This is a genomic window from Dyadobacter koreensis (assembly GCF_900108855.1).
GTDB classification, from domain to species: domain Bacteria; phylum Bacteroidota; class Bacteroidia; order Cytophagales; family Spirosomataceae; genus Dyadobacter; species Dyadobacter koreensis.
In genome coordinates this window covers 414,426-439,214 of sequence record NZ_FNXY01000002.1, presented here as the reverse complement: position 1 = coordinate 439,214, position 24,789 = coordinate 414,426, and the positions used below count along the sequence as shown (strand labels likewise).

19 protein-coding genes are annotated in these 24,789 nt (G+C 40.1%); 16 read left to right on the top strand and 3 right to left on the bottom strand.

Annotation, left to right across the window (positions count from 1 at the left end; translation table 11 throughout):
* Positions 1-27 precede the first annotated feature (27 nt).
* Positions 28-1,146 carry a hypothetical protein gene (locus tag BMY70_RS06385; protein ID WP_090333530.1) on the bottom strand — a complete coding sequence of 373 codons (1,119 nt, stop codon included), beginning with the start codon at positions 1,144-1,146 and terminating at the stop codon, positions 28-30.
* Positions 1,147-1,413: 267 nt separating this feature from the next.
* Between BMY70_RS06385 and BMY70_RS06380 the strand changes: the two genes are divergently transcribed.
* Positions 1,414-2,898 (top strand): hypothetical protein, encoded by a 1,485-nt coding sequence (locus BMY70_RS06380; protein ID WP_090333527.1) that lies wholly within the window; start codon positions 1,414-1,416, stop codon positions 2,896-2,898.
* Positions 2,899-2,909: 11 nt separating this feature from the next.
* On the top strand, positions 2,910-4,901 hold the full coding sequence (locus tag BMY70_RS06375; RefSeq protein WP_090333524.1) for a T9SS type A sorting domain-containing protein: 1,992 nt from the start codon (positions 2,910-2,912) through the stop codon (positions 4,899-4,901).
* 69 nt (positions 4,902-4,970) lie between these two features.
* Here the strand turns inward: BMY70_RS06375 and pheA are convergent, their stop codons facing one another.
* Positions 4,971-6,047 carry a prephenate dehydratase gene (gene pheA / locus BMY70_RS06370; RefSeq protein ID WP_090333521.1) on the bottom strand — a complete coding sequence of 359 codons (1,077 nt, stop codon included), beginning with the start codon at positions 6,045-6,047 and terminating at the stop codon, positions 4,971-4,973.
* Between the two features lie 55 nt (positions 6,048-6,102).
* Entirely contained in the window at positions 6,103-7,977 is a 1,875-nt protein-coding gene (locus BMY70_RS06365; RefSeq protein ID WP_090333518.1) for a DNA topoisomerase IV subunit B, read from the bottom strand.
* Positions 7,978-8,247: 270 nt separating this feature from the next.
* Here BMY70_RS06365 and BMY70_RS06360 point away from each other — a divergent pair, with 270 nt between their 5' ends.
* Genes BMY70_RS06360 through BMY70_RS06295 form a run of 14 tightly spaced genes read left to right on the top strand, consistent with a single transcriptional unit; the run spans position 8,248 to position 24,734 of the window.
* Positions 8,248-10,785, top strand: a complete 2,538-nt coding sequence (locus BMY70_RS06360) for an SLBB domain-containing protein (protein WP_090333516.1) — start codon at positions 8,248-8,250, stop codon at positions 10,783-10,785.
* A 12-nt stretch (positions 10,786-10,797) separates the two neighbouring features.
* Positions 10,798-11,886 (top strand): hypothetical protein, encoded by a 1,089-nt coding sequence (locus BMY70_RS06355; RefSeq protein WP_090333513.1) that lies wholly within the window; start codon positions 10,798-10,800, stop codon positions 11,884-11,886.
* A gap of 3 nt (positions 11,887-11,889) precedes the next feature.
* Entirely contained in the window at positions 11,890-12,717 is an 828-nt protein-coding gene (locus tag BMY70_RS06350; protein WP_090333510.1) for an ABC transporter permease, read from the top strand.
* An 18-nt stretch (positions 12,718-12,735) separates the two neighbouring features.
* Positions 12,736-13,986, top strand: a complete 1,251-nt coding sequence (locus BMY70_RS06345) for an ABC transporter ATP-binding protein (RefSeq protein ID WP_090333508.1) — start codon at positions 12,736-12,738, stop codon at positions 13,984-13,986.
* A complete protein-coding gene (locus BMY70_RS06340; RefSeq protein WP_090333507.1) occupies positions 13,979-15,061 on the top strand; it encodes a DegT/DnrJ/EryC1/StrS family aminotransferase in 1,083 nt (360 codons plus the stop codon). Before BMY70_RS06345 ends, BMY70_RS06340 begins: the two co-directional genes overlap by 8 nt.
* A 4-nt stretch (positions 15,062-15,065) precedes the next feature.
* The gene (locus BMY70_RS06335; protein ID WP_090333504.1) at positions 15,066-17,114 is read left to right on the top strand and encodes an ArnT family glycosyltransferase; all 2,049 of its coding nucleotides are present in this window, start codon (positions 15,066-15,068) and stop codon (positions 17,112-17,114) included.
* Between the two features lie 49 nt (positions 17,115-17,163).
* Complete coding sequence (locus BMY70_RS06330; RefSeq protein ID WP_090333502.1) at positions 17,164-17,862, top strand: WbqC family protein; 699 nt, start codon at positions 17,164-17,166, stop codon at positions 17,860-17,862.
* 3 nt (positions 17,863-17,865) lie between these two features.
* Positions 17,866-18,525 (top strand): acetyltransferase, encoded by a 660-nt coding sequence (locus BMY70_RS06325; protein WP_090333499.1) that lies wholly within the window; start codon positions 17,866-17,868, stop codon positions 18,523-18,525.
* 50 nt (positions 18,526-18,575) lie between these two features.
* On the top strand, positions 18,576-19,796 hold the full coding sequence (locus BMY70_RS06320; RefSeq protein ID WP_090333496.1) for a glycosyltransferase family 4 protein: 1,221 nt from the start codon (positions 18,576-18,578) through the stop codon (positions 19,794-19,796).
* Entirely contained in the window at positions 19,793-20,776 is a 984-nt protein-coding gene (locus BMY70_RS06315) for a glycosyl transferase (RefSeq protein ID WP_090333494.1), read from the top strand. The genes BMY70_RS06320 and BMY70_RS06315 overlap by 4 nt, the downstream gene beginning before the upstream one ends.
* Positions 20,776-21,531, top strand: coding sequence for a DUF5672 family protein (locus tag BMY70_RS06310; RefSeq protein ID WP_090333491.1), 756 nt, complete (start codon positions 20,776-20,778; stop codon positions 21,529-21,531). The genes BMY70_RS06315 and BMY70_RS06310 overlap by 1 nt, the downstream gene beginning before the upstream one ends.
* A gap of 18 nt (positions 21,532-21,549) precedes the next feature.
* A complete protein-coding gene (locus BMY70_RS06305; RefSeq protein ID WP_090333488.1) occupies positions 21,550-22,503 on the top strand; it encodes a hypothetical protein in 954 nt (317 codons plus the stop codon).
* 18 nt (positions 22,504-22,521) lie between these two features.
* Positions 22,522-23,406: a glycosyltransferase family 2 protein gene (locus BMY70_RS06300; protein ID WP_090333485.1), complete on the top strand. Its 885-nt coding sequence runs from the start codon at positions 22,522-22,524 to the stop codon at positions 23,404-23,406.
* Between the two features lie 38 nt (positions 23,407-23,444).
* Entirely contained in the window at positions 23,445-24,734 is a 1,290-nt protein-coding gene (locus BMY70_RS06295) for a hypothetical protein (RefSeq protein WP_229209504.1), read from the top strand.
* Positions 24,735-24,789 lie beyond the last annotated feature (55 nt).

Below are 24,789 nucleotides of genomic sequence, written 5' to 3'. Positions count from 1 at the left end.
AGTCGCGACTGATTAATAGTAGAAAATCTAACTGAACAGAATATGTCTTAGGGGAAAGATCACAAGGGTAATGATAAGATTTGCATACATCAGCTTTTTAGAATCAGCAATGCTGAGAAATTGGCTGCATAAGCCAAAAGCAACAAAATAAATAAAGTAACCATACCCCATGCTCCTTGATGTATCATAGACCATGTGTGCTACCAAATGATATAACACTATAAAACCGATATACCCTGATAAAACCAGCCAAGCCCTGATCCGGACAAGATAAACTGCTCCTAAAATAATATAGATGAGGAAAAATTTGTGTGTCAGGATAATCGGGATGAGTGTTCGAAAGGTAGCGTAGTAGGAAAGAATGGAAAAGTTGGCATCTTCCTTCGGTGTTGCCAGCCCGACAACTTTTGTCAGGTATAATCTGATAAAAAAATAAACCGCGTAGCTGATCCACAACGTGATCATTTGATTCTTTCTGAAAAGAAAATCGATGACAATTTTACGGTTTGAAAAGTTTTTCAGCGAGGCTGCATCTTTTTGACAAAGCCAGAATAAGGCAATCCCTATCGCCGCTATCAGCGTTCTTTCATCGGTCCAGAAAGCCGCCTGCAAAAAGAAGAAGCGAATCCAATCTTTTTTGCTTAACGCGGCAAAAATTAAAAACATAAAACTGAAAGCATCGCCCCACGCTCTGAAATCATAGACTATGGCTTGCCCTGCATTTGTTGAAATAAAGCACAAAAGAAATCCCGCAGCCAAAAAACGGATATGAGAAACGGAAAATGCTAATTGATACACTCCGAACAGAAACGCTATTCCAAGAACGAGCTGAAAAACGTAAACCGCCTGTCCGTTAAATCCGAAAATATTAAGTAAGACAGGAATCGTAAATCGAAATGCCATATTTCCTTTATGGCAACCCAACTGTTCGGCCGGACAAGGAATGTTATGAAAAAGATCACGCGCCTTTGTTAGTTGGTCGGGCCAGCAATTATATTCCAAAACACCGTTAACAAAGAAATTTCGATCAAAAACTACAAGAAAATCTTTGTTAAGATTTATTGGAAACAAGATTGCAAATGATACGATACATCCTGCAACGATCCAGCTCGTTGATATTCTACCATCATTGGAAAGTGCTATCATACTTTAAGGATGCTGATTTCTTCAACGAAAAATTTGAAAGTCCAGTTACATAATCTTAACAATCAGTATATCAACCAGATGCTAAATTTAGATACATCCAAAGATTTTTCTTTACCGTTAACTCAATTCCTGACTTCTACTCTCAAAATAGAAGTACTTTGAATAATATGTAGCGAAAGATTTTAGTACCGTTAAATAAATTAATAAACCAAAACGCTTATGGATGAATAACTTAGGCTAAAATTACTTCCACTATACGTCTGAGCTATGAATACATTTTATGTACGAATCTTATGTGTAGGTTATCTTTTGCTGGCCACTTTGCTCTTTCTCGGTAATTGGTTTTACTTAAAATATGCGCTGGTTTTCATTATCGGGCACATTTTGTATTTCGCCCTTTACTCCACACGAAATGCTGAACGCTTAGAAACGGTCATTTCCAAAAAGTCGCTGGTTTCGCTTGCAGTACTCGCATTGGTATGGACGCTGCTAATGGGTGTTGGAGGTGTTTTTTTACAGACGACCGATTTCATCGCTCATAACACTAAATTTTATGAGCTATTTCTTCACAAATGGCCGATACTGATCAAAGAACGGCAGTCTTTCTCGTGTTATTATTATGGTTATTATCTCGTGCCGGCTCTGTTGTCAAAAATCTTTGGCGACTTATCCGTCGTCACGATAATCATTTACACATGGCTAGGAATATGGTTAGGGTTAATCTGGATATATCTGCTGTTATTTAGAAAATTATGGCTGGTCGTTCTTTTGATTATGAGCGGCGGTATCATTTTTTCATTTGAACTGGCATCTCTCGCACTACTCCATGCATCCATTTCTTATAATCCTTTATTATCATTATTCATCCAGTCTCTCTATGTCCCTAACCAGGTTGTCGCGGCACTGATCACTACAGGACTTTTTCTATATTACATTAAAGATTATAGTATCTCGTTTTACGCGATCACATTGTCTTTTTTCTGGGGCGTCTTTACTGCTTTCTTACTAATACTTTTATTCGGAATAGTCCTGGTCATTGATTACCTGCGTGGAAGAAATAAAATTTCACTCAAATCTTTCCTGATAAATTATGTCTTGCCCTCAATTCTATTTCTGCCCACATTTTTGTTCTTAACTTCTTCTAATGCAATGCCGGTAAACGAATTTTATGACTTCGATTCATTTTCCAAGATGATTCCATTTCTTGACATGCTTGTCCTGGCCTTTGTTACCATCTGGCTAATGCCCGTTCAGAATGCTCGTCCGGGCCAGTTTCTATTCACACCTATTCTTGTGTTCACAGCACTTGTGCTCCTTTGCATCTTGCTTACCTACAAAATTGGAATCTACAACGACTTATATTTCCGTGGAAGCATTCCGTTATATCTGATCCTGATGGTCAACATCCTGCAAAAACTGTTCATTAAATTTCAAAATGATAAAAGCCTTCCGCTACCAACTTCACCAATAAAAATCTCCTTACACCCGTTAAGAAAATATGCTGTCGTACTGATTTGGCTTGCTACTGCATTGCTTGCATCCGTATTTCAGTTAAGTCAGTCATTGAGAAAAAATTTAGTAGCGGATACTTATAAATCCATTCCCTACAAAACTTTTCCAAATTCCTATCAGGCATTGTTGAAGCATTATGGCCAGAGCGGCGCAGACCAGTATGTCGGCAATCCCAAATCTTTCTATTTTTTATACCTGGCGCCAATTGGTAAAGAAATCAAATTGACTCGAAATCGCTAACATGATATACGATGAAAACACTTTATTCAACGGGCACGCTTGTAATGTTTCTTTTAATCTTCCTGCCGGATGCCAATGCGCAACGTTTTTTTTCTGTCGTTTTTGATAAACTTCCAAAAGATAATCAGCTTTTTGCGAGAGATGATAACAATGAGGCCGCTATTCCGATCTCCGGATTTATTGAAGTAGGTGGCTTCACGCATATGTCGGCCGCAGTTTATAAAGATGGAAAACGTGTAGGTTACACGAAAAGTGTTTTACAATATGATGCTTCCGACAAAGCCGCTTTCTCACTATCACCAAAAATAAAGGCAGAATTGTCCGAATATTCGATTGAGGTTTACGCCAGTAAAACCAGCGATTCGATTATGATGGTGAAAAGGGATAAAATTATTGCAGGTGATTTCTATGTAATCAATGGACAATCCAATGCGGCGGCCATTACTTCTTACCGGGTTGAAGCTCCTGATTATGTCAATAAATTTTCCCGGACACTCGGTCGCGTCCCCGATGAAAATCCGGGATTTACCACAGCAGATACCCTTTGGAAGACGCCCGATTGGGTAACGCCTGTTGAAGGATATTGGGGCCGGGATTTGCAACGACAAATCATAGAAACTTATAAAATTCCTGTTTGTATTATTAACGGAGCTGTGCCAGGTACAAAAATCTCCCAGCATCTTGATCGTGTTGCGGCTAACCCTGCATATCCGGGATCCATTTACGGGCATTTACTCTATCGTGTAAATAAATCACAGGCTACACGAATCCGTGCGTTTTTCTGGTACCAGGGTGAAGAAGACGCCTGGCTGGATCCGGGTAATTATCCAGGCCGGTTTGACCAGCTTATGAAATTCTGGCAAACAGACTATCCAATGGTTGATAAATTCGTCATCATCCAGATTAATATTATGGATCGCCCGCATTACGCCGCAGGAGCTCTGAGAGATCTGCAACGTATGGCCAAATATAATTATCCTAAAACAGACCATTTCACTGTGATCGGGCTGGGGCCACTGCAAGATAATGTGCATTATACCGAAGAGGGTTATGGAAAATTTGCAAGGCAACTCCGAGATTATCTAGGACCAAAAGTTTATAAGTCTGACAAGACAAAAAATGTAGACGCTCCTGATGTTCAAAAAGTTTTTTACTCAAAAAATAAAGATGCGGTGACTATGATTTTCGATGAAAACCAGACCATGAGATGGCAAGTTGACACCATTTCCAACGGAACAAAAATTGAACTGAAAAATCAGTTTTTCTTTGACGGAGACGAATCAAAGCCTGCTCCGGTGTCGAAGTGGGAAGTCAGTAATAACCGCGTCACGATTTTCTTACAGCAACCCGCAACTGCTACGAAATTAAATTATCTACCCGCTTTTAAATATGGATACTACCAGGGGCCTTTTCTACAAAACATGGCTGGCGTCGGCGCTTTTTCTTTCCATGAAGTCACGATTTATCCCGCGCTTAACGATAATACTTTAACCGCGAAAGTTTCTGAAACGAATGTAATTCAACTTACCTGGCAAAAATCAGATGAAGCCATTTTCTACGTTCTTGAAAAAAGGGCAGCGGGCGAACAAGCCTTTACTCCTCTTAAAACTTTTGAAAAAACAATCGATACATTCGAGGATCCGGACGTCGCGTTGAGCACAACTTATGTGTATCGGATAAAAAGTATCGGTTTGTTTTCCGAATCATCTTTTTCAGAAACAATTATAAAAACGATGAGCGTACTGGCAGCTGAACCAGCTTCTGATTTGGAATGGAAAGTATATCCTAATCCAACACAGGATTTTGTGGAAATAGCGTTTAAAAATAGCAGTTCGGGAATTTTAGAAGTTGCCTCGGCAAGCGGTCAGAATATTACCTCGGAGCAGTTAAAGGCAACATCAAATGTCAGAATAGATTTAACAGCCAAGCCCGCAGGCTTATATTTTCTGAGATTCAGAAAAGCAAATGGTGATATTACAACCAGGAAAATCGTTAAATTTTAGAATAAAATTCAAACGGCCACCCGCATAGCAAGTGACCGTTTGAGTTTTGTATTTTATAAAAAACTAAACTCAGGATACCCGAACATAACTTCCGAGCCATTTGATATGGCTGCTTCCATATTTCTGCATAATTTCCTGAACCGGAACATCGTTGATATGGCCAATAAATTCGACCAGAAACCAGAAACGGAAGGCTGATTCGCCGCGAAGCGGACGGCTTTCTATTTTGGTCAGGTTAATGCCTCTGTCGTTAAATTCTTTCAAAAACTCATACAAAACTCCCGGGCGGTTCGTATTAGGAAGATTTACGATTAAGGTTGTTTTATCATCATCACTTTTCTGGTTCACAACATCTTTTGAAAGAATCAGGAAACGAGTACGGTTCTGATCATTGTCTTCAATATTATCAAACAAAATCGGGACACCGAAAAGTCGTGCAGAAATCGATGAACAAATCGCTGCTGCGTCAGCTTCCTCAGCTGCCATCTTCGCCGCTTTTGAGGTTGAATCCACAGAAATAAGTTCGATTCCTAAACCTTCAAGATATTCACCGATAAACTTTCCACATTGCCTGAAAGCAATATCTTTCGAATAAATCCTTTTGATATCTTTTAACGAGTCCGACTGAGACGCGAATGTAAAATGAATTGGAAGCAATACTTCCGCAACGATCGTCAATTCTTTTTCACGCAGGAAATCCGCGGTTTCCACAACAATTCCTTCCTGATTATTTTCAATAGGGACAACGCCAAACCTGGCACGGCCTGTTTCAACACTTTCAAAAACGGAATGAATGGTTGGCAAAACGAGATATTCACTCATTCCCCCAAACCGGCTTTCCGCTGCCTGGTGCGTAAAACTTCCTTCTGGCCCCAGGTAAGAAATTCTTTCCGGCAATTCCAGATTACGGGAAACGGCAAAAATTTCAAAAAAGATAGCATCAATCGCTGGACGCGTCAGCAGCCCGGTATTCCTTTTCTCCAAACGATCCAGAATCTGCTTCTCACGTTCCGGACGATAAATAATCGAATTTGAAGAACGTTTCAGATCACCAACACTTTTAACAAGTTCCATCCTTTCATTCAGAATAGTCAGCAACTGGTCATCAAGCGCATCGATACGTTCTCTTAATTGTTGTAAATCCACAAATAATCTAATTTTTAAATCGGTCTTGTTATCTTTTTTAGGTCTCTACCAACAATTAAATGGCAATCGCAAGCTCTTCAATATTGGTTTCAATTTTCAAATTATCAATAATAAATCGCTGGCGCTCCGGTGTATTCTTACCCATATAATAAGTCAGCAATTTCTGGATCGAGGTTTCTTTTTGAAGAATAATCGGTTCGAGATGCATATCTTCTCCTATAAATTTGCCGAATTCTTCCGGTGATATTTCACCTAATCCTTTAAAGCGGGTAATCTCAGGTTTGCTTCCAAGTTTTGCAATAGCCGCCTGTTTTTCTTCATCGTTATAGCAATAAAAAGTTTCCTTTTTGTTACGCACCCGGAACAACGGAGTTTCCAGAACGTAAAGGTGTCCATTTCGAACCAGATCAGGAAAGAATTGCAGGAAAAAAGTCATAAGGAGCAAACGGATATGCATACCATCCACGTCTGCATCTGTCGCAATTACAATCCGGTTGAAACGCAGATTTTCTACACCGTTTTCGATATCCAGCGCATGCTGAAGAAGGTTAAACTCTTCATTTTCATAAACTATTTTCTTATTTAAACCGAAGCAATTCAGCGGTTTACCACGCAAACTAAATACAGCCTGTGTCTGAATATTCCTTGATTTTGTAATCGAACCACTTGCTGAATCTCCTTCCGTAATAAATAATGTGCTCTCGTGACGCAATTCATTTTTAAGATCGGTAAAATGTAATCTGCAGTCGCGAAGTTTCTTATTGTGGAGATTCGCTTTCTTGGCACGGTCATTTGCCAATTTTTTGATACCTGCCAGTTCTTTACGTTCCCGTTCCGATTGCTCGATACGCTTTTTCATGGCGTCGCGTGCCTCCGGATTCATGTGCAGATAATTATCAAGCCTTTCCTTAACAAAATCATTTACGAAAGTACGGATTGTGGTGCTGTTGGGATCCGGCGTAATGGTATTTGAACCCAGCTTTGTTTTTGTCTGAGACTCAAAAACGGGCTCTTGCACCCGGATTGCTACCGCTGCAATAATCGAAGAACGAATATCTTCCGGTGCATAATCTTTTCCAAAGTGTTCACGCACAGCCTTTACAACCGCTTCACGGAAGGCGGCCAAATGTGTTCCGCCCTGCGTAGTATACTGACCGTTGACAAATGAATAATATTCTTCCCCGTATTGGTTACCATGCGTCATAGCGAATTCGATATCTTCACCTTTCAGGTGAATAATCGGATACCGAATTGATTCTGCGTCGGATTTGCTTACCAGCAAATCCATCAGACCGTTTTGAGAAATGTATTTTTGCCCATTAAAATTAATCGTCAGACCGGCATTCAGATAGCAATAATTCCAGATCATATTATCCAGATATTGGGGGATATATCTGAAATTTTTGAAGATCAACCCGTCTGGCTCAAACGCAATGTGGGTTCCGTTTCGCTGTGATGTCGCAATTTCACCAGACTCATTAACAAGATTGCCTTGTTGAAATTCAGCATTTTTGGACTTTCCTTCGCGGAAAGACTGTACCCTAAAATAATTGGAAAGTGCATTTACAGCCTTCGTACCTACCCCGTTCAAACCAACTGATTTCTGAAATGCTCCGGAGTCATATTTCCCACCTGTATTTATTTTTGACACACAGTCTACCACTTTTCCTAATGGAATTCCACGCCCGTAATCACGCACTTCAACCCGATGCTCTGAAATTTTAATTTCGATATTTTTCCCGTTTCCCATCATGTGCTCGTCAATAGAATTATCGACAATTTCTTTTACAAGCACATATATACCATCATCAATTGAGGACCCGTCACCCAACTTCCCAATGTACATCCCAGGTCTTAAACGGATGTGTTCTTTCCAATCCAGTGACTTTATGCTATCCTCGTCGTATTGTATGCTGGCACTATTTTCCATAATCTATGAATACTCTAGTTTGGATAATTATGATTTTAATGTTCTATTTTAATATTTTGGGTCATATATCGTTACCCTATTGTACCTTTGCTCCTGTATAACTTTGGCGCCGAATAATAGAAATTCTTTAAAAATAGGAAAAATCTAATTTACTTTGCCTTAAACTAGGAAAACTAAAATTCAATTTGGGCTTGATTTTAGTGCAAAAATAAGAGCTCATTTATATTTTTTTAATGAACCGGTCGCATTTCATAGTACAATAAACTTCATATGAACACATTCAAGTTGGCTAAAAATTGCAAATTTATCTTACCTTATTTACTAAGTTTGATTATTTCTTTACCAGGCCTTTCACAGGTTGTAGCTCCACAATCTGCACCTACTAGCGCACCTACATCAACCGGAACAAATCAAAGCGGCTCTCAGTCAGGTACTCCCCGTTCTCAATCAGGCGCTCAGGGAAGCCAGGGAAATCAGGGAGCTCAGCAAGGGACACAACAGGGAAACCAGCCTGCAAATTCAAATCAGCAGTCCAATCAACAAAAGGCCAGTGACGCTCAGGCAGCCGAAAAAGCAAAAGCCGCAGCAAACAACGATCCTAACGCACCCAAAGAAGGCGCTGATCAGACTAAAATAAATACGTCGACAACCGGAACGCTTAGTGCAGAAGAGCAGGAAAAACTTGCTTTGCGCCAGAAAATCTACGGATATTCAATCTTCGCAGACAAGCAGTTCAACCCAATTCCTGATTTACAGATTGCTACACCAACCAATTATGTAGTAGGTCCCGGTGACGAACTGAACATCTACCTATATAACTACGCCGAAGCTACTTATAAAACAAAAGTTAGCCGTGATGGTTTCATAACCATCGAACGTCTTGGAAATATATACGTCAGCGGAAGAACAATTGAAGAAGTAAGAAAAATATTAATCGACAAATTCTCGAAATTCACTCCGGGACTTATCGGAACGAATGGAGAAACGGCAAGGACCAAGTTAATGGTGACGCTGGGAGAGATCAGAAATGTAAAAGTTTTTGTAACAGGGGAAGTTATCAATCCAGGTACTTACGAAATTACTTCACTTGCCTCTGCATTTAACGCGCTCTATCAGGCGGGCGGACCCAATGAAATCGGTTCTTTCCGTGATGTGCGCGTAGTGCGTGCTGGAAAAGTGGTATCGCATATGGATATTTACGATTACCTTGTTAATGGTAAAATTGACGGTGATATTCGCGTTCAGGACAATGACAATATTGTTGTAGGTTACTACAAGAAGCGTGTGGAAATTACCGGTATGGTAAAAAGACAAGGTATTTACGAATTGAAGGAAGAGGAAAAACTTGCTGATGTATTAAAATATGCCGGTGGATTTAATGACAATGCATATAAAGCAAGGGTTAAAATTGAGAGATTTACCGCAAGAGAAAGAAAAATCGTAGATGTGCCTGAGCAAGACTACGCAACGGCGGATGTGGTTACAGGTGACTTGATCAACGTTGAGACGATTCTTGACCGTATTGAAAATATTGTAACAATTGAAGGTGCTGTAATGCGTCAGGGAAGTTATTCTCTTGACAATAGCGGAACATTGAAGAAACTGATTGAAAATGCACAGGGGCTTCGTGAAGATGCCTTTACCGGAAGAATTTCAGTTTTGAGAACAAGAACCGATTTAACGATTGAAAGTATCCAGCTGAACCTAGCTGATGTTTTGAACAATAATGTTCCTGACCTTGTGCTGACTCGTCTGGATCAGGTTGTTATTCCTTCTAAATTCGATATGGCGCAATCTGCGATTGTAACTGTTGAAGGAGAAGTTAATAATCCAAAATTTGGAGAAAATGATGGCAAATATCCTTATGTTGCCAACATGACCCTGGAAGATGTTTTGGTAAAAGCAGGTGGTTTTAAAGAATCTGCTTTTACGACCGAAGTAGAAGTAATCAGAAGAAAAAGAAATAGTATCCCGGGTGCTGCAAACGCGCAAATCGCGGAAACGTTCAAATTCAATGTAAACCGAGATCTTTCGATCGGAAACAAGGAGAGCAACTTTGTTCTTCTTCCGTTTGATCAGGTGATCGTTAGAAAATCACCAAACTATGTCGAACAGCAGTCTGTTTTTCTTGAAGGTGAAATTTTGGTTCCCGGTTCTTACACAATCATAAACAAGAGCGACAAGATCAGTGATATCATCAAAAGATCAGGTGGCCTGACCGAGCTTGCTTATCCTGAAGGAGCTACGTTGCTGAGACGTACTTTTGTAAAGAATATCACGGCACCAACCGACTTCATTGAGGAAGAAGCAACTCAGGAAAGTATTAAAGAAGGCAAAATCACGGGTGATCAGCCAAACGTAAGGGAAGAATCTATTGGTATCAAATTGAGCAGCATCATGAAGAACCCTGGTTCTTTTGAAGATCTTGTTGTTCAGGAAGGTGATATTATCCGCATTCCTAAAAGACTTGAAACGGTTCAGGTTACGGGTGAAGTTCTTTATCCCACGACCGTTAAATATGGTAAGGGATTATCATTCATCGATTATATCTCTCATTCAGGAGGATTTACAACCAAATCGCTTCGTAAAAGCTCTTACATCAAATATCCAAATGGATCTGTTGACCGTACGAGAAAGTTCATGTTCTTCAATGTATATCCAAAAGTGCAGCCAGGATCAGAGATTTTTGTACCGGTTAGAGGTGCTCCTTCTCTGACGCCGCAACAAGCGATTCAGACAACGATTGGCGTGTTAAGCTCGGTAATGACGCTTATTGTTACTATTCTGGCCTTCCGTACTTTAAATTAAAAATAAAATATAATGTCGAATACGACTAATCAAGCAGCTGAGGAACAAATTACCCCCAGGGAAGTAATTTTAAAAGTAGTTGAGGCTAAAAATGCGATTGTAAAAAGCTGGAAAGCCATACTTCTTTTCATTGTACTTGGGGTAGGTATCGGATACGCGATGGACCTTTACCTGATTAAACCCAACTCATATGAAGCAACAATTGTCTTCAACATGGGTGGCGGTACTACGGGAAATGATATGGGAAACCTTGCCGGTCTTTTCGGTATGGGTGGTGGCGCAACAGATGCCAATATATTTACGGGTGACAACTTCTTTTACTTTGTTGAATCCCGTCCGGTTCTTGAAAGAACACTGATGAAAACAGTGGATGTGCATGGCAAAAAAGTCATTCTTGCCAATTTCGTGATTGATTCCAGCGGAATTAAGGAAGAGGAATGGGAAGGACGTACAGATGTACAGAATTTCCACTTTACGCAACAGAATCCTGATTCTTTAAGAGGTCAGTCGCGTATGGTTTTAAATGAACTTGTGCTTAAAATGAAGGGTACAACCGAGATCGGAGTCCTGGAACGCAAGTCTTCATTCATTTCCCTTACTGCTACAATCCAAAATGAAACACTTGCAGCACTCTGGGCAAAAACTTTGCTAAAAACGGTCGAGGAGGTTTATACGGAAAAGCAAACGAGGAAGTCTTTAACGACGTTAAAATTACTTGAACGCCGCGCCGATTCACTTGCTTACATTCTGGGCAAAAGCGAACACCGCTTAGCAAAAGAAATGGATTACAGTACGCAGCTGATTGTTCCGGAAGCCAAAATTTCGGTTAATAAACTGGAAAGGAATAACAGCTTTCTGCAGCAATTATACTACGAAGCGGTTGCAAACGCTGAAAAAATGCGGGTTTCACTTGTCAAAGAAGCACCTCTTTTCACTTTAATTGAAGATGTTAAAGTACCTTTGGATCTTAAATCTGAAAGCAAAAAGAGAGCAAAGATCGGAGCACTGGTTGGCTTAATGCTTGCCCTGATCTACGTATATGTTAAAAGTATATACCGAGCTATTTTAGACGACACTACTCAACTGCCTGCAAAGGCGTAAATAATGCAGCACACAACTACGATTAAAGCCGGAGGATCAGAAAAAGATTACTGGAAAGATTTATGGAGAAATAAGCAATTATTATTAATTCTCTCCAAAAGAGATATATCCGTTCGTTATAAACAAACACTTTTAGGCGTCGCCTGGAGTGTGTTACGCCCGATTATGACAATGACCGTCATGGTCTTTGTTTTTAGTTACGTAGCAAAATTAAAGGGTGACGAAGGTGTTCCCTATCCCTTAATGGTTTTATGCGGAATTACCATCTGGACGTTTTTTGCCAACACTTTTTCTCAGATTAGCAGCAGTATACTTATCAATTCAAATCTTGTTTCGAAGGTATACTTCCCAAGGTTGTTGATGCCGCTTAGTTCAGTCGCAGTTGGGTTTGTGGATTTTCTGATTACACTGGGAATTTTCCTTATTCTAACGGTATTTTTTCATCACCCACTCAGCTGGAATATTCTTTATCTGCCTGCTTTTTTATTACTAGCCTTCATTACCTCCATGGGTTTCGGCCTTTTCTTTGCAGTTTTGAATGTTCGTTTCAGAGACATCGGACAGCTGATTCCGTTTATCGTTCAGGTTGGCTTTTACATTTGTCCTATCGCATACAGCAGCAGACTTGCCGAGGGAACCTGGTACGAAAAATATTATAATTTAAATCCAATGGTGGGGATTATCGATGGTTTTAAATGGTGCTTGCTAGGTGATAAAGCATATTTTAATCCGAACAGCGTGTACTCTACCGCAATAATTTCGGTTGTTATTCTGATATTATCCTTAATTTACTTTCGTAAAAAGGAAAATACCTTCGTAGATCATATTTAGAAACTGTTACTTTTGGCCATGTCTGTAATCACAGCTGAAAATATCAGCAAGAAATATATTATTGACCACAAGCATAAGGCTGGTGGTCCGTCAACTTTTCGCGACGTTGTCAGTGATCTTTTTTCACGTAAGTCATCACATACTGATTACACCGAAAAAGAAGAATTCTGGGCACTGAAAGATGTAAACTTCACGATCGACCAGGGCGATCGTATCGGTATAGTAGGCCATAATGGTGCTGGTAAATCAACACTGTTGAAAATTTTAAGCCGGATTACTGAACCTAGTACCGGTCAAATTAAAATAGATGGTCGCGTTGCGAGTTTGCTTGAAGTAGGTACAGGTTTTCATCCGGAGCTTACAGGACGCGAAAATATTTATCTTAACGGCGCAATTCTTGGAATGGCGAAGAGAGAGATTAAAGAATCGTTTGACGCGATTGTCGATTTCGCAGGTGTTGAAAAATTTCTTGATACACCTGTTAAGCGCTATTCTTCCGGGATGTATGTACGTCTCGGGTTTGCCATAGCAGCACATTTAAATCCTGAGATTCTTATCGTCGACGAAGTATTGGCGGTTGGAGATACTGAATTTCAAAAGAAATGTCTGGGCAAAATGCGTGACGTTTCTGAAAGTGGAAGAACGCTTCTTTTTGTAAGTCATAACCTGACAGCCATACAGGCTCTTTGCAATAAATCATTTTACTTCGAAAAAGGTCAACTTATTGACCAGGGCGAAACTACGCATATCGTTACCAACTATTTAAGCAAAGTTTCTCACAAGAGAATGGAGCGTCACTGGGACGATATCAATCAGGCGCCAGGCAATGATCAGGTTCGGATTAAAAGTTTCAGATTGCTCGCCGAATATCAGGATAACCTGATGCACATTGACGTGCGGACGCCGATGAACTTCCAATTTGAATTCTGGAACATGGAAGAAGGTGCTAATCTGAATTTAAGTATGCACCTTTACACCTTTACTGGTGAATGTATTTTCAACGTAGGAACAGAATCCCAGCAATTTGGGAAAGGACTTGTTACCGGAGTTTGTCAAATTCCAGGGCATTTCCTAAATGATGGATCTTACGTAGTTTCCATGATGGTTGTGAAAGATACCAGTACGGTTGTTTACAACATGGAAGAGGCTCTTGTTTTTGATATCGAGGATTATCGTGAAAACGTTACCTGGTATGGAAAGTGGCCTGGCTATATTCGCCCAAAGCTTAATTTTTCTATTAGACAAACTGAACACCTGGTGAATGATTAACGTCACGAAAGCATATTTACCCGACCAGGAACAATACATCAAATACGTTCGTGAGATTTGGGATCGAGGGTACCTGACCAATAATGGTCCATTGGTGCAGGAATTGGAAGCCAAATTGAAGGAATATCTCAACGTAGATTATCTGTACTTTTGTGGTAACGGAACCATCGTTCTTCAGATCGCTATGAAAGCACTGGAAATCAAAGGTGATGTGATTACCACTCCATTTTCTTACTGCGCCACGTCCAATGTGATTCTTTGGGAAAATTGTACACCTGTTTTTGTGGACATTGATCCTGAAACATTTAATATCAATGCAGATCTTATCGAAGCTGCGATCACACCTGAAACAACCGCGATTCTTGCTACGCACGTTTACGGAAATCCATGCGACGTTGAGAAAATAGAAGAAGTTGCTAAGAAGCACAATCTGAAAGTAATTTATGACGGCGCTCATGCCTTTGGTGTTACTTACAAAGGAAAATCTCTGTTTTCTTACGGCGATCTGAGCACATGCAGCTTCCACGCAACAAAAGTATTTCATACAATTGAAGGCGGGGCACTGATATCCAATCATCCGGAACTTGATAAGGAATTACATCTTTTACGTGCCTTTGGCCATAAAGGAGATGAAGAATATTATTTTGCCGGAATTAACGGTAAAAATTCTGAATTTCATGCAGCGATGGGGCTTTGCAATTTGCCTAATGTCCCGGATATTATCGCGGCGCGAAAAGAAATTTTTGACTGGTATGACGGTTTCTTAAACTGGGATATTTTATCAAAACCAAAAATAAGCTCTGACATCGACTATAATTATGCTTACTACCCTGTTGTTTTCCCATCGGAAAAAGTACTGAGAAATGTACAACAGGCTTTGGCAGCAGAAGACATAATACCTCGAAGATATTTTTATCCATCGCTCAACACACTGGCTTTCATGCCTAAAAACATATCTTGTCCGGTCTCGGAGGATATGTCCGAAAGAGTGTTAAGTTTGCCACTTTATGTTGGCCTGCCTCTTCCGGACGTAGAGCGAATCAGTAAAATCATCAACGGTCATTTATCACCATAGTCTCATGGCTATTCTCTATTTACTTTCCTTTTTTCTGTTTTTATATAGTGTTGGTTACACCTCAAAAAAAATAACACAACCATCACTTACCGAATGGCTCATCACATCATTTGTTCTTTTTACCGGAAGCATAATCCCGACAGGGTTTGTGCTTTCGGCATTGGATCTTACCGCTAATACTCCGGCCTGGATCGTTGGCAATTTCATAGTAATTACGCTGCATTTTACACTTTGGACAAAACTTTTCCCTCAGCAGCAGGCATTTTCGGTTCGTGCAATACTTCGCAACAGGATCAGCACATTTAAACTATGGATGAGGGAGTTATCTCCTTATCTGAAATTTATTTTCCTGGCTATGTTCGGCACATTAGCCATCATTGGAATTACCAATCTTATACTCGTTCTTTTCACGGTTCCTAATGAATGGGATAGTATGACCGGTCACCTTAACCGGGCCGTCCGTTATATTCAGCGAGGAACAATGGAGCATTTTGGCGGCACCAACTGGAACATGGATACATATCCAAAAAGTGTCACAACTATTCAGATCTATTCTTACCTCGTTACAGGGAAAGTTGAGAATGCTTTCAAGATCATCCACCACCTCTCCTACTGGATGACCCTTATCTCGGTTTTCGGGATTGCGCAGCGTATTGGAAGAAATCTTTCGGCGAGCTTTTTCTGTGCGCTGGCCTACGGAATGTTCCTGGACTTCTTGATGCAGGCCGTCACAACAGAAACCGATATCGTATTGACGGCTTACCTGAGCTGCCTGCTTTATTTCATTTTTACTTTTTACAACACCCGCGAAAACCGTTATCTGTATATGACAGGGATGGTCTTCGGGATTGTTTTTGGTCATAAAATTACTTTTGCTTTTTTACTTCCCTCGGTGTTTGTGATTATGATTTACTCCGTTTTCATTTCCCCAAATTTCAAAGTATTTTTTGATCGTGTCATTCGGTTGGCGGCAGCGATTTCCCTTTCTGTTTTAATCTATACCCTCCCGACTGGTTATATAAAAAACATGCAGGTTTTCGGACATCCGATCGGACCTCCGACTGCTTTAAAACATCAATCCGTTGAAAGATTCGGGACGCCTGCAAATCTGGCCAAGCAGGGAACCCGCAATGTGATCCGATACGCTTATGACTTTTTCAATCTGGACGGGATCCGTAATGCACAGTGGGGTTACGACTTAAACACACAAATCCGTAAACCGATAATTCTTTTAGAAGATAAGCTCAATTTGAGATTGGACGAAGAAACGGTTTATGCCATTGTTCCTTTTACTTTTCAAAGAAGATTCGATTTTTATAATGCGAATCCTTATTGGGGTGTTTTTGGTTTTGCGCTGATACTTCCCCTGATATTCCTGGTTTTTTTCAGAGTGTTCTGGTCACGGGTCCACTGGTTTCTTGCTTTGGCTTTCGTGCTGGATTATATGGCAATTTCTTACACGGCCGTTTACGATCCCTTCAAAGGGAGGTATTTTATCGAACCTGGTCTGTTCGGTGTGTTATTTTTACTGCTCCTTTTTTCCAATCATCGTTTGTCGATCATAAAACCGCGCAGAAAAATCTGGAAAGGTTATGTGTTAATGATCGTCTTGCTTGGATGTACTTCGGCTTTAATGTCGGTTTTCCTGAATATTCGTTGCCTCCCATTTGGTGTTTACGGGCATGAATCGGCATTAACGATGGAGCGGATACCATTCCAGACTTTTGCGCGGCCGGATGTAACCAAGGCTTATCAAACTTATGATTCCATCGTGCCGCAAGATGCGACCGTTGCACTGGCTACCATCAATGATGATTTCGAATATCCCTTATACGGAGCAAAACTGACAAGAAAGCTGATATCAATTAATCCATTTGAAAAAGGATTACAGCCCATACCGGAAGACGCCGATTATTTGTTTTATGCCAGAAGCGTAATTAATGACACAACTAAAATCAAGGCTTTGCCCACAGATCTCAGACTGGGAACGGATACGACCATGAAACATCTGATTGTGAAAGGTGAGGACTATTATCTCAGAAAGTTGAAATAGTATACATTGGTTATCAACGAATTAAATTCATCACACTAAAAATTATTTTATGACCATTGCCATTATGCAACCTTATATTTTCCCTTATATAGGGTATTTCCAGCTGATCAATGCTGTGGATAAGTTTGTAATTTATGACGATGTCAATTTTATTAACAAAGGCTGGATTAACCGAAACCAGATCCTCGTTTCCGGTAAGCCACATCTTTTTACGATTCCATTGAAAGATGCGAGTCAGAATAAACTTATCCATGAAGTTGAGCTGGCTATCAATGATCCATGGAAGAAGAAGTTTCTGAAAACCATTCAGCAATCCTACCAGAAAGCACCTAATTACCAAAAGGTTTTTCTTCTGATCGAAGAAATCGTAAATTTCCGGTCTGAAACAATAGCGGAGCTGACGTTGCATGCATTGGAACAGATATGTGCATACATGAAAATTAAAACTGAAATTGTTAAATCATCGAAGATCTACAACAATTCAGAATTAAAAGCGCAGGACCGGATTTTGGATATTTGCAAGCAGGAAAAGGCATCCCACTACATCAATCCGATTGGTGGCATAGAATTATACGAAAAAAATAAATTTGAAAAAGAGCATATCCGACTGGATTTTATCAAAAGTGTTGCCAGTCCTTATCCTCAATTTAAAAATGCTTTCGTACCTTGGCTATCAATTATTGACATACTAATGTTTAACGATGACGAAAACATCGCTAAACTTCTTAAAGAATTCGAACTTATATAGAGAATGGCAAAGGTTATTATTTTTGGAGTTTTGGATACGGCAGAACTGGCCCATTACTATCTTGAAAACGATTCAGAACACGAAGTAGTAGCTTTCTCGGTTAACCGGGAATACATAAATGAAGAATCATTTCGTGGCTTACCTTTGGTAGCATTCGAAGATGTTGAAACTATTTTTCCTCCTTCAGAATATTCGTTTTTCGCTCCTATGACGGGCAGGAATATGAATAGAAACCGGGAGGCGGTTTATAATCAGGTCAAGGCTAAAGGTTATCAATTTATATCCTATATCAGCTCTTACGCGACAATCCTTGACCGAAAAGTAATTGGTGAAAACTGTTTCATCCTGGAAGACAATACGATCCAGCCCTTCACAACAGTTGGTAATAATGTCGTGATGTGGAGCGGAAATCATATCGGCCACCACGGAAAGATCAAAGATCATGTCTTTTTTACTTCCCACGTTGTGATGTCCGGCCACTGTGTTATTGAATCCTATTCATTTTTCGGAGTGAATAGTACCATCCGCGATTACATGACAATTGCGCAAGGAACCTTGGTAGGTATGGCTTCTGCTATTACCAAGGATACGGAAGAATGGGGAATTTATGTAGGAAATCCTGCCAAAAAAGTGCCTGGCAAGCTAAGTTACGAAGCTTATTAAGAGCCTCGTAATTATTTGAACCTCCATTTGATATCAACGAACTTAACTGAATGACCCCGCAAAAAATACTATTTATAAGCCACGACGCCAACCGGGCAGGAAGTCAGCTTCTTTTGCTTCAGCTACTTCGGTTGCTGAAAGAAAAAGGCGTTCCGATGCACCTGTTGCTCTGTCATGGCGGAGTATTGGAGCAGGAATTTGCTGAGGTAGTAACGATTACAAAATTATACAGTACTGAAAATACAGTTTCTAATCTTTCCAGCAAGCTTTTACAAAAAGTAAGATTGCATAAGTTATATGAAAAACATGCAATTGAAAAAGAAAATGATCGGGTTGTTGCTGAATTAAAAAGCCAGAATATCGGATTGATTTTTGTGAACTCCATCGCAAACGCGGAGGTTTACTACGATTTCCTGAAATTTCTGCACCATTTGCCGGTAGTCCTTTTCGTTCACGAACTGGGTATGTCGGTTAAAATATATACTTACCAGGAACACCTCTCTTTTTTACTTAAAAAGACTGATCATCTGATTGCCGTTTCCAAAGCTGTGGCCAATCATTATGTGAAGAATTATGATTTTCCTGCGGACCGTGTAAGCACTTTCACATTGATAGATCATGATCACATTGATGAAAAGTTAAAAAATGCACAGCGGGAGCTTCTTGAAAAAACATATGGAATTCCGAAAGATGCTGTTGTAATAGGCGGATGCGGAAATGCAGAATGGAGGAAGGGAAATGATATTTTCAACTGGATTGCCAGAAGAGTTCTCCAAAAAACGAGTCCGCTGGAAGTCTATTTTGTCTGGGTTGGTGCCGGTCCGCAACACGAGATTTTTGAGCTGATCAAAAGTGACATTCATTTGATGGGATTGGAAAACAGAATTATTCTGATACCTCCCACCCCTCAGGCACTGGATTACATTACCCGGTTTGATGTTCTGCTTTTAAGCTCACGGGAAGATCCTTATCCGCTCGTTGTTCTGGAAGCGGCATTGAACGAAATCCCGGTCGTATGTTTCGATGGCGCCGGCGGCGCTCCCGAACTGATCGAAGCTGACGCAGGTTTTGTTGTTCCTTATATGGACATCTCAGCGGCATCGGAAGCACTCATCAAACTTATCCTGGATCCATCCCTGCGAGAAACTATGGGGCAAAAAGGTCGTACAAAAGTTTTGGAACGTCACAATACTGTGAAAAGTGTTGCAAAAATTGAAGCGATCATTCAAAAGTATCTACCTTTGCAGGTTTCCGAAAAACACAATCAATGACCATTGCCTTTACAATTTGTTCAATAAACTACCTTGCTCAGGCGCGGACTCTCGGCGACTCACTGGCTATTACCAATCCTGAAATTCTTTTTGTCATTGGCCTGGTAGACAATCAGGAAGGTGTGAGTTTCGAACAGTCTTATACGCCAAAGTATCCGATGATCGAAATTGACAAAATTGGTATTGAGGGTTTTGAGGATATGTGCAGCCGCTACAATATCACAGAATTAAATACTGCGGTAAAGCCGTTTTATTTTACTTATTTTTTCAAAAACTATCCTGAGGCTAAAAACGTAATTTACTTTGACCCGGATATTATTGTATATCAGCCATTAACCGGACTGCTGGATTCATTGAAGAAACATGAGGCCGTTTTAACCCCGCATGTTAATACGCCCATCGACGACACACTCACTCCAAATGAGCTGCACCATCTCAACACAGGAATTTATAATCTGGGATTTGTAGCTTTCAGAAGAAGTGGGCCGAACGCTGAATTTATAAAATGGTGGGAAGAGAAATTGCGTTATGAGTGTCTGATCGATTTGTGTAACGGCCTTTTTGTAGATCAAAACTGGATGAATTTTCTACCGGTTTTTGTTTCAAATACGCATATTGAACGCAATCCGGGTTACAATGCTGCTTACTGGAATTTGCATGAACGCGAATTTTCAAAAAAAGATAACGTCTTTTATGTTAATGAAAATAATCCGCTGATATTTTTTCATTACAGCGGCTATGATCCGGAAAAGCCCGATGTTTTATCTAAATACCAGGACAGATTCCAGCTTTCCGAGCGTAAAGATGCAACTGAACTTTTTGATATTTATCGCAACAGCCTGATTAGCAATGGCAATGCTTATTATCGAAAATTCCCTTGTTCTTATATAAAACCAACAAAAGTGAAAAGGTATATTCGTGTAAGAAAGTACTTGAATATGCCTATTAATTACTTAATTGATCAGATTGATACTTTGTAATGAAAGAACTGGTATCTATACTGATTCCGATATTGAATGCGGATTTAACGATCCATGAAGAAAAAGTTTTACGTCATAGTCTCGAAGTTTTATCGAGATATCCGGTAATCCTGTTTACCTATGAAGGAGCAGATTTGTCAGCTTTTGAATCTGCACATAATCGTGTGGAGGTATTGACATTCAAGGCAAAATATTTTGAATCAAGGCAGACCTTATCAAACCTGTTTTTGATGGAAGATTTTTATGCAAGGTTCACGTGGAGTGATTTTGTTTTGATTCATGAACTGAACAGCTGGATTGTTAAAGATGAAATATATTATTGGTGTAAGCAGGGATACGATTATCTGCACGCTAACCCGATTGGAAGATATGGCTCAAATAATAGTATTGTCAATGACTTTTCCAGAATCTGGGGTCTGAATGAAGTCCAGAAACAAGAATTAGGAAAGAGTTTTGAAAATGATGGCTTGAAACTTTGCCATGTGCAACGGATGATCAGGACGCTTTCTGCACGAAAAAAAGAAGCACATTATTATCGTCAGAATGAAAATTTCGAGAATAAAGATTCTCTGTTTTGGGAAATTGAAGCAAACCGTTTCTGGCCTCAACTGAGAAAACCGACACCGATTGTACAAAACCGATTTTCTCAAAACGCCAGTAATATTCTTGGTTATGCCGACAACCGGGACGCATGGCCAACCGGAATTTGTGGAATCGATATGAATAACCTGGACAGTCTTCCATTTTATAAATAGGAACGAGAAACACACAGAATGAATATAATTTTTACCGTCTGTAACAGATTGCAACTCCCTAATGCTATGGCTTTGGGTACTTCTGTGCTGCAGTTTCATCCGGATTCAGTTTTTTACATTGGCTGGGCGGATACAGTGCCTTTACCAAAATTACAGAATGGGATCAAATTAATCTCTGTTGAAGATATTGATGTTCCTGAATGGGGACAAATGTGTTCGAACTATTACGATTTTGAGATTGTAGCTGCTGCCCGTCCCTGGTTTGCAAAAGGAATTTTAAAAAAGCAGAAGGCCTGCGAAAAACTTACTTTCCTGGCTCCTACAACATTGCTTTTCAGCTCAACGCAGGAAATCGGAAATGAGTCAGCTGAGCTTTTACTGACACCTCATATTACCAAACCACTTGTCAACTCAAAAATCCTGGACGATAAACGCGTTCTTAACATCGGGATGTTCCATTCTGGAAGCTGGGTTATCAAGCCAGGTGAAGAAACTTCAAAATTGTTGGACTGGTGGTCTCATCGTACGATTGACAGAGCCAAATTCGACCTTTGCAACGGTATGTGTATGGATCAGCTCTGGCTTAACTATGCGCCGGTGTGGGTAAAAAATACAGTCCAGATCCAACATGCGGGCTGGCATTATGGTTTGCACAGTGTATTGAATAAAAATTTGAAAGAAGAGAACGGAAGTTTTTTTGTTGATGACGAAAAACTGATCTCCGTTGACTTTGCAGGTCTTGGAAATTATCATCCAGTCTGGTCGGAACATACCCGTTTGGTCAATCAAAATAATGTTTTCAAAAAGTTGCTGGACAAGTATCAGCACAGTTTGAAAAAATATGAAAAAATAAATGGCGAACCAGGATTTGGCCGGCCATCTCATATAAGCAGCCGGAGAGTTTTACGCAGAAATATTGCTGGCAAACTAAAAGCTATAACAAAATTCGTTGACCAGTTTCAAGGTCAATAAACAGGAATTAAACAAAGTATGAAACCGCTTCAGGAAAGTACATCAGAGCTTCGTGATTTTTTATCAAAATTGACGATTAATAATCCCACGAATGTCGCGGGCAAGGGATATCCCAGGCTGACGATCATAACACCTTCCTACAACCAGGCGGATTTTCTGGAACGCACAATTTTAAGTGTTTTGAACCAGAACTATCCAAATCTGGAATATATTATTGTCGATGGAGGTTCAACGGACAGAAGTGTCGAGGTGATTAAAAAATATGAAAAGTATCTCGCCTACTGGGTTTCCGAAAAAGATAACGGGCAGGTTCACGCCATCAATAAAGGACTTGAAAGAGCGACCGGTGACTGGATAAGTTTTCAAAATTCAGACGATGTATATTTTCCCGGAACATTTCAACGTTTTGGTAAGGCGGCGTTGGAACAATCAGCGGATATTTTATATGGCGACCTGTTCATGATCACAACGGATGACGAAGTGACTGAAATATTGAAAACGACGTCCTACAGCCTCACCTGTCAAATTTTGGAAGGTATGCAGATTCATAATCAGTCTTTGTTTTTCAAAAAATCGCTGGTTGAAAAATATGGTAAGTTTGACGAATCATTTCGATTTGCGTTTGACTATGAATTTATCACGCGTTACACGCTCCATGATTCCACAAAAATCCGGAAAATTGAAGGGTTAGGAGGCGCACTCAGAGTTCATGCTGATGCAAAGTCTTCAACCATTGCTTCCGTAGGATCAGAGGAACATCTCAGAATACAAAAATTGTACAATTCTGCGATTTCCTTCCCTGCTCTTAACAAAATACGGTATCTTTGGTGCAGGATTCGAAAAGTATCCTATTTTTTATTCCGATTTGATTTCAAATACATACGTTTCAGATTATCAAGATGAATTTGAATCTAACAGCTTTAATAAGGAACTTTAATTTTTTGAGGTATTCTGTTGGCATCGCGATGATGTTTAACGGATTTCCTTTGATATTCTTTTTTCGTGATACCTTAGGGATCGGCCCGGCGAGTAGTACGTTTACGGCTATCTTTTTTCTTTTGGCGCTCCTTCTAATGACGCCAACTTATCTTTTTCTGAGGTTTTACAAGCCGAATCCCATCCTGTTTAATCTCGGTGTAGGCTTCCTGGCCATTTCGATGTATTACTTTGTCTTTTTTAACCCCGTCGGAACAGGGGTTACTGATATTGGTAACTACGTGTTTATTTTTGCCTTTCTGATCCTGCTGCTCAGTATACCCAGCGATGTTCAGGAAACGGTCGTACCTGTTTTATTTATCTTCTCACTCTTCTCAAACATAACGCTCGTTTACTCACTTATGACCGATCCAAGCTGGACGGTAGGTATGCGTGCTGCGGTTAGTTTTTCCAACGAAGGAGCGCAAGCAGGAGGAAATCCTCATATTACAGCCAGAAACGGAGTAATTTGTTTATTGTCTGCATTAGTTCTAATTCCGCGTTACAAAAGCGTTTTTGGACGATTATTTTTATACTTTTCTGTTCTTTTCAGCCTTGGAGTAATTGTCATCTCGCTGGCAAAATCCAGTTATCTTGGCGTAGGGATTATGGTTGCGTTGTATGTTTTTTACAACTTTAAAGTCACGAGAATTTTCTCCGCGATTGGCAGTCTTTTCTCCTTCAAAAACCTCATTGTTCTCGTTATCGTAATCATCGGCATCAACTATTTTCTTAAAGTTTACAGCAACGTTTATTACAGTCTTGTAAATTACTGGAGTGTTTTTGAAGACCGGATCATGGACGTAGTTTTCACCTCTCTGGGTGTCAAACTTACAGAAACAGCCGACATTGATGCCTCCGCAATGGGTCGTGTCAGCGGGTTTGCCGACTTCCTGGACACGATTTATTCATGGGATGTTTTCCTTGGCAAGGGATATAAATTCGGGTTTCTCGACATCCCAATTCTTGAAGCGTGGGTAAATCACGGAATACTTGGCTTCCTGTTTTTCAATGGCTTTAACTTCTTTCTCTTCATTTATTCTCTACAGGAAATTAAGAGAAACACAAGCCCGTTGTCAACATTCCTGGCCTATTTCTTCTTATCGCTTATCGTACTGTTAATATCCGGCGGACGTCCGTATGACATTGCATACTGGTTTCCATATGCTGTTATGATCCGCTTTTTGGGAATTAAATATTTTGACAAGTTCAATGCAAAACCAGCTCCGAAGCAATTAGTTACAGCAAATCCCTAATTACGAAACAGCACTATATTGAGAAGCAGCCTCAACAAACTTATATTGAGGCTCA

Bases quoted from the DNA above. Each gene is read 5' to 3' on its own strand.
- BMY70_RS06385 (WP_090333530.1), bottom strand. From the start codon at position 1,146: ATGATAGCACTTTCCAATGATGGTAGAATATCAACGAGCTGGATCGTT.
- BMY70_RS06380 (WP_090333527.1), top strand. From the start codon at position 1,414: ATGAATACATTTTATGTACGAATCTTATGTGTAGGTTATCTTTTGCTG.
- BMY70_RS06375 (WP_090333524.1), top strand. From the start codon at position 2,910: ATGAAAACACTTTATTCAACGGGCACGCTTGTAATGTTTCTTTTAATC.
- BMY70_RS06365 (WP_090333518.1), bottom strand. From the start codon at position 7,977: ATGGAAAATAGTGCCAGCATACAATACGACGAGGATAGCATAAAGTCA.
- BMY70_RS06360 (WP_090333516.1), top strand. From the start codon at position 8,248: ATGAACACATTCAAGTTGGCTAAAAATTGCAAATTTATCTTACCTTAT.
- BMY70_RS06355 (WP_090333513.1), top strand. From the start codon at position 10,798: ATGTCGAATACGACTAATCAAGCAGCTGAGGAACAAATTACCCCCAGG.
- BMY70_RS06350 (WP_090333510.1), top strand. From the start codon at position 11,890: ATGCAGCACACAACTACGATTAAAGCCGGAGGATCAGAAAAAGATTAC.
- BMY70_RS06345 (WP_090333508.1), top strand. From the start codon at position 12,736: ATGTCTGTAATCACAGCTGAAAATATCAGCAAGAAATATATTATTGAC.
- BMY70_RS06340 (WP_090333507.1), top strand. From the start codon at position 13,979: ATGATTAACGTCACGAAAGCATATTTACCCGACCAGGAACAATACATC.
- BMY70_RS06335 (WP_090333504.1), top strand. From the start codon at position 15,066: ATGGCTATTCTCTATTTACTTTCCTTTTTTCTGTTTTTATATAGTGTT.
- BMY70_RS06330 (WP_090333502.1), top strand. From the start codon at position 17,164: ATGACCATTGCCATTATGCAACCTTATATTTTCCCTTATATAGGGTAT.
- BMY70_RS06325 (WP_090333499.1), top strand. From the start codon at position 17,866: ATGGCAAAGGTTATTATTTTTGGAGTTTTGGATACGGCAGAACTGGCC.
- BMY70_RS06320 (WP_090333496.1), top strand. From the start codon at position 18,576: ATGACCCCGCAAAAAATACTATTTATAAGCCACGACGCCAACCGGGCA.
- BMY70_RS06315 (WP_090333494.1), top strand. From the start codon at position 19,793: ATGACCATTGCCTTTACAATTTGTTCAATAAACTACCTTGCTCAGGCG.
- BMY70_RS06310 (WP_090333491.1), top strand. From the start codon at position 20,776: ATGAAAGAACTGGTATCTATACTGATTCCGATATTGAATGCGGATTTA.
- BMY70_RS06305 (WP_090333488.1), top strand. From the start codon at position 21,550: ATGAATATAATTTTTACCGTCTGTAACAGATTGCAACTCCCTAATGCT.
- BMY70_RS06300 (WP_090333485.1), top strand. From the start codon at position 22,522: ATGAAACCGCTTCAGGAAAGTACATCAGAGCTTCGTGATTTTTTATCA.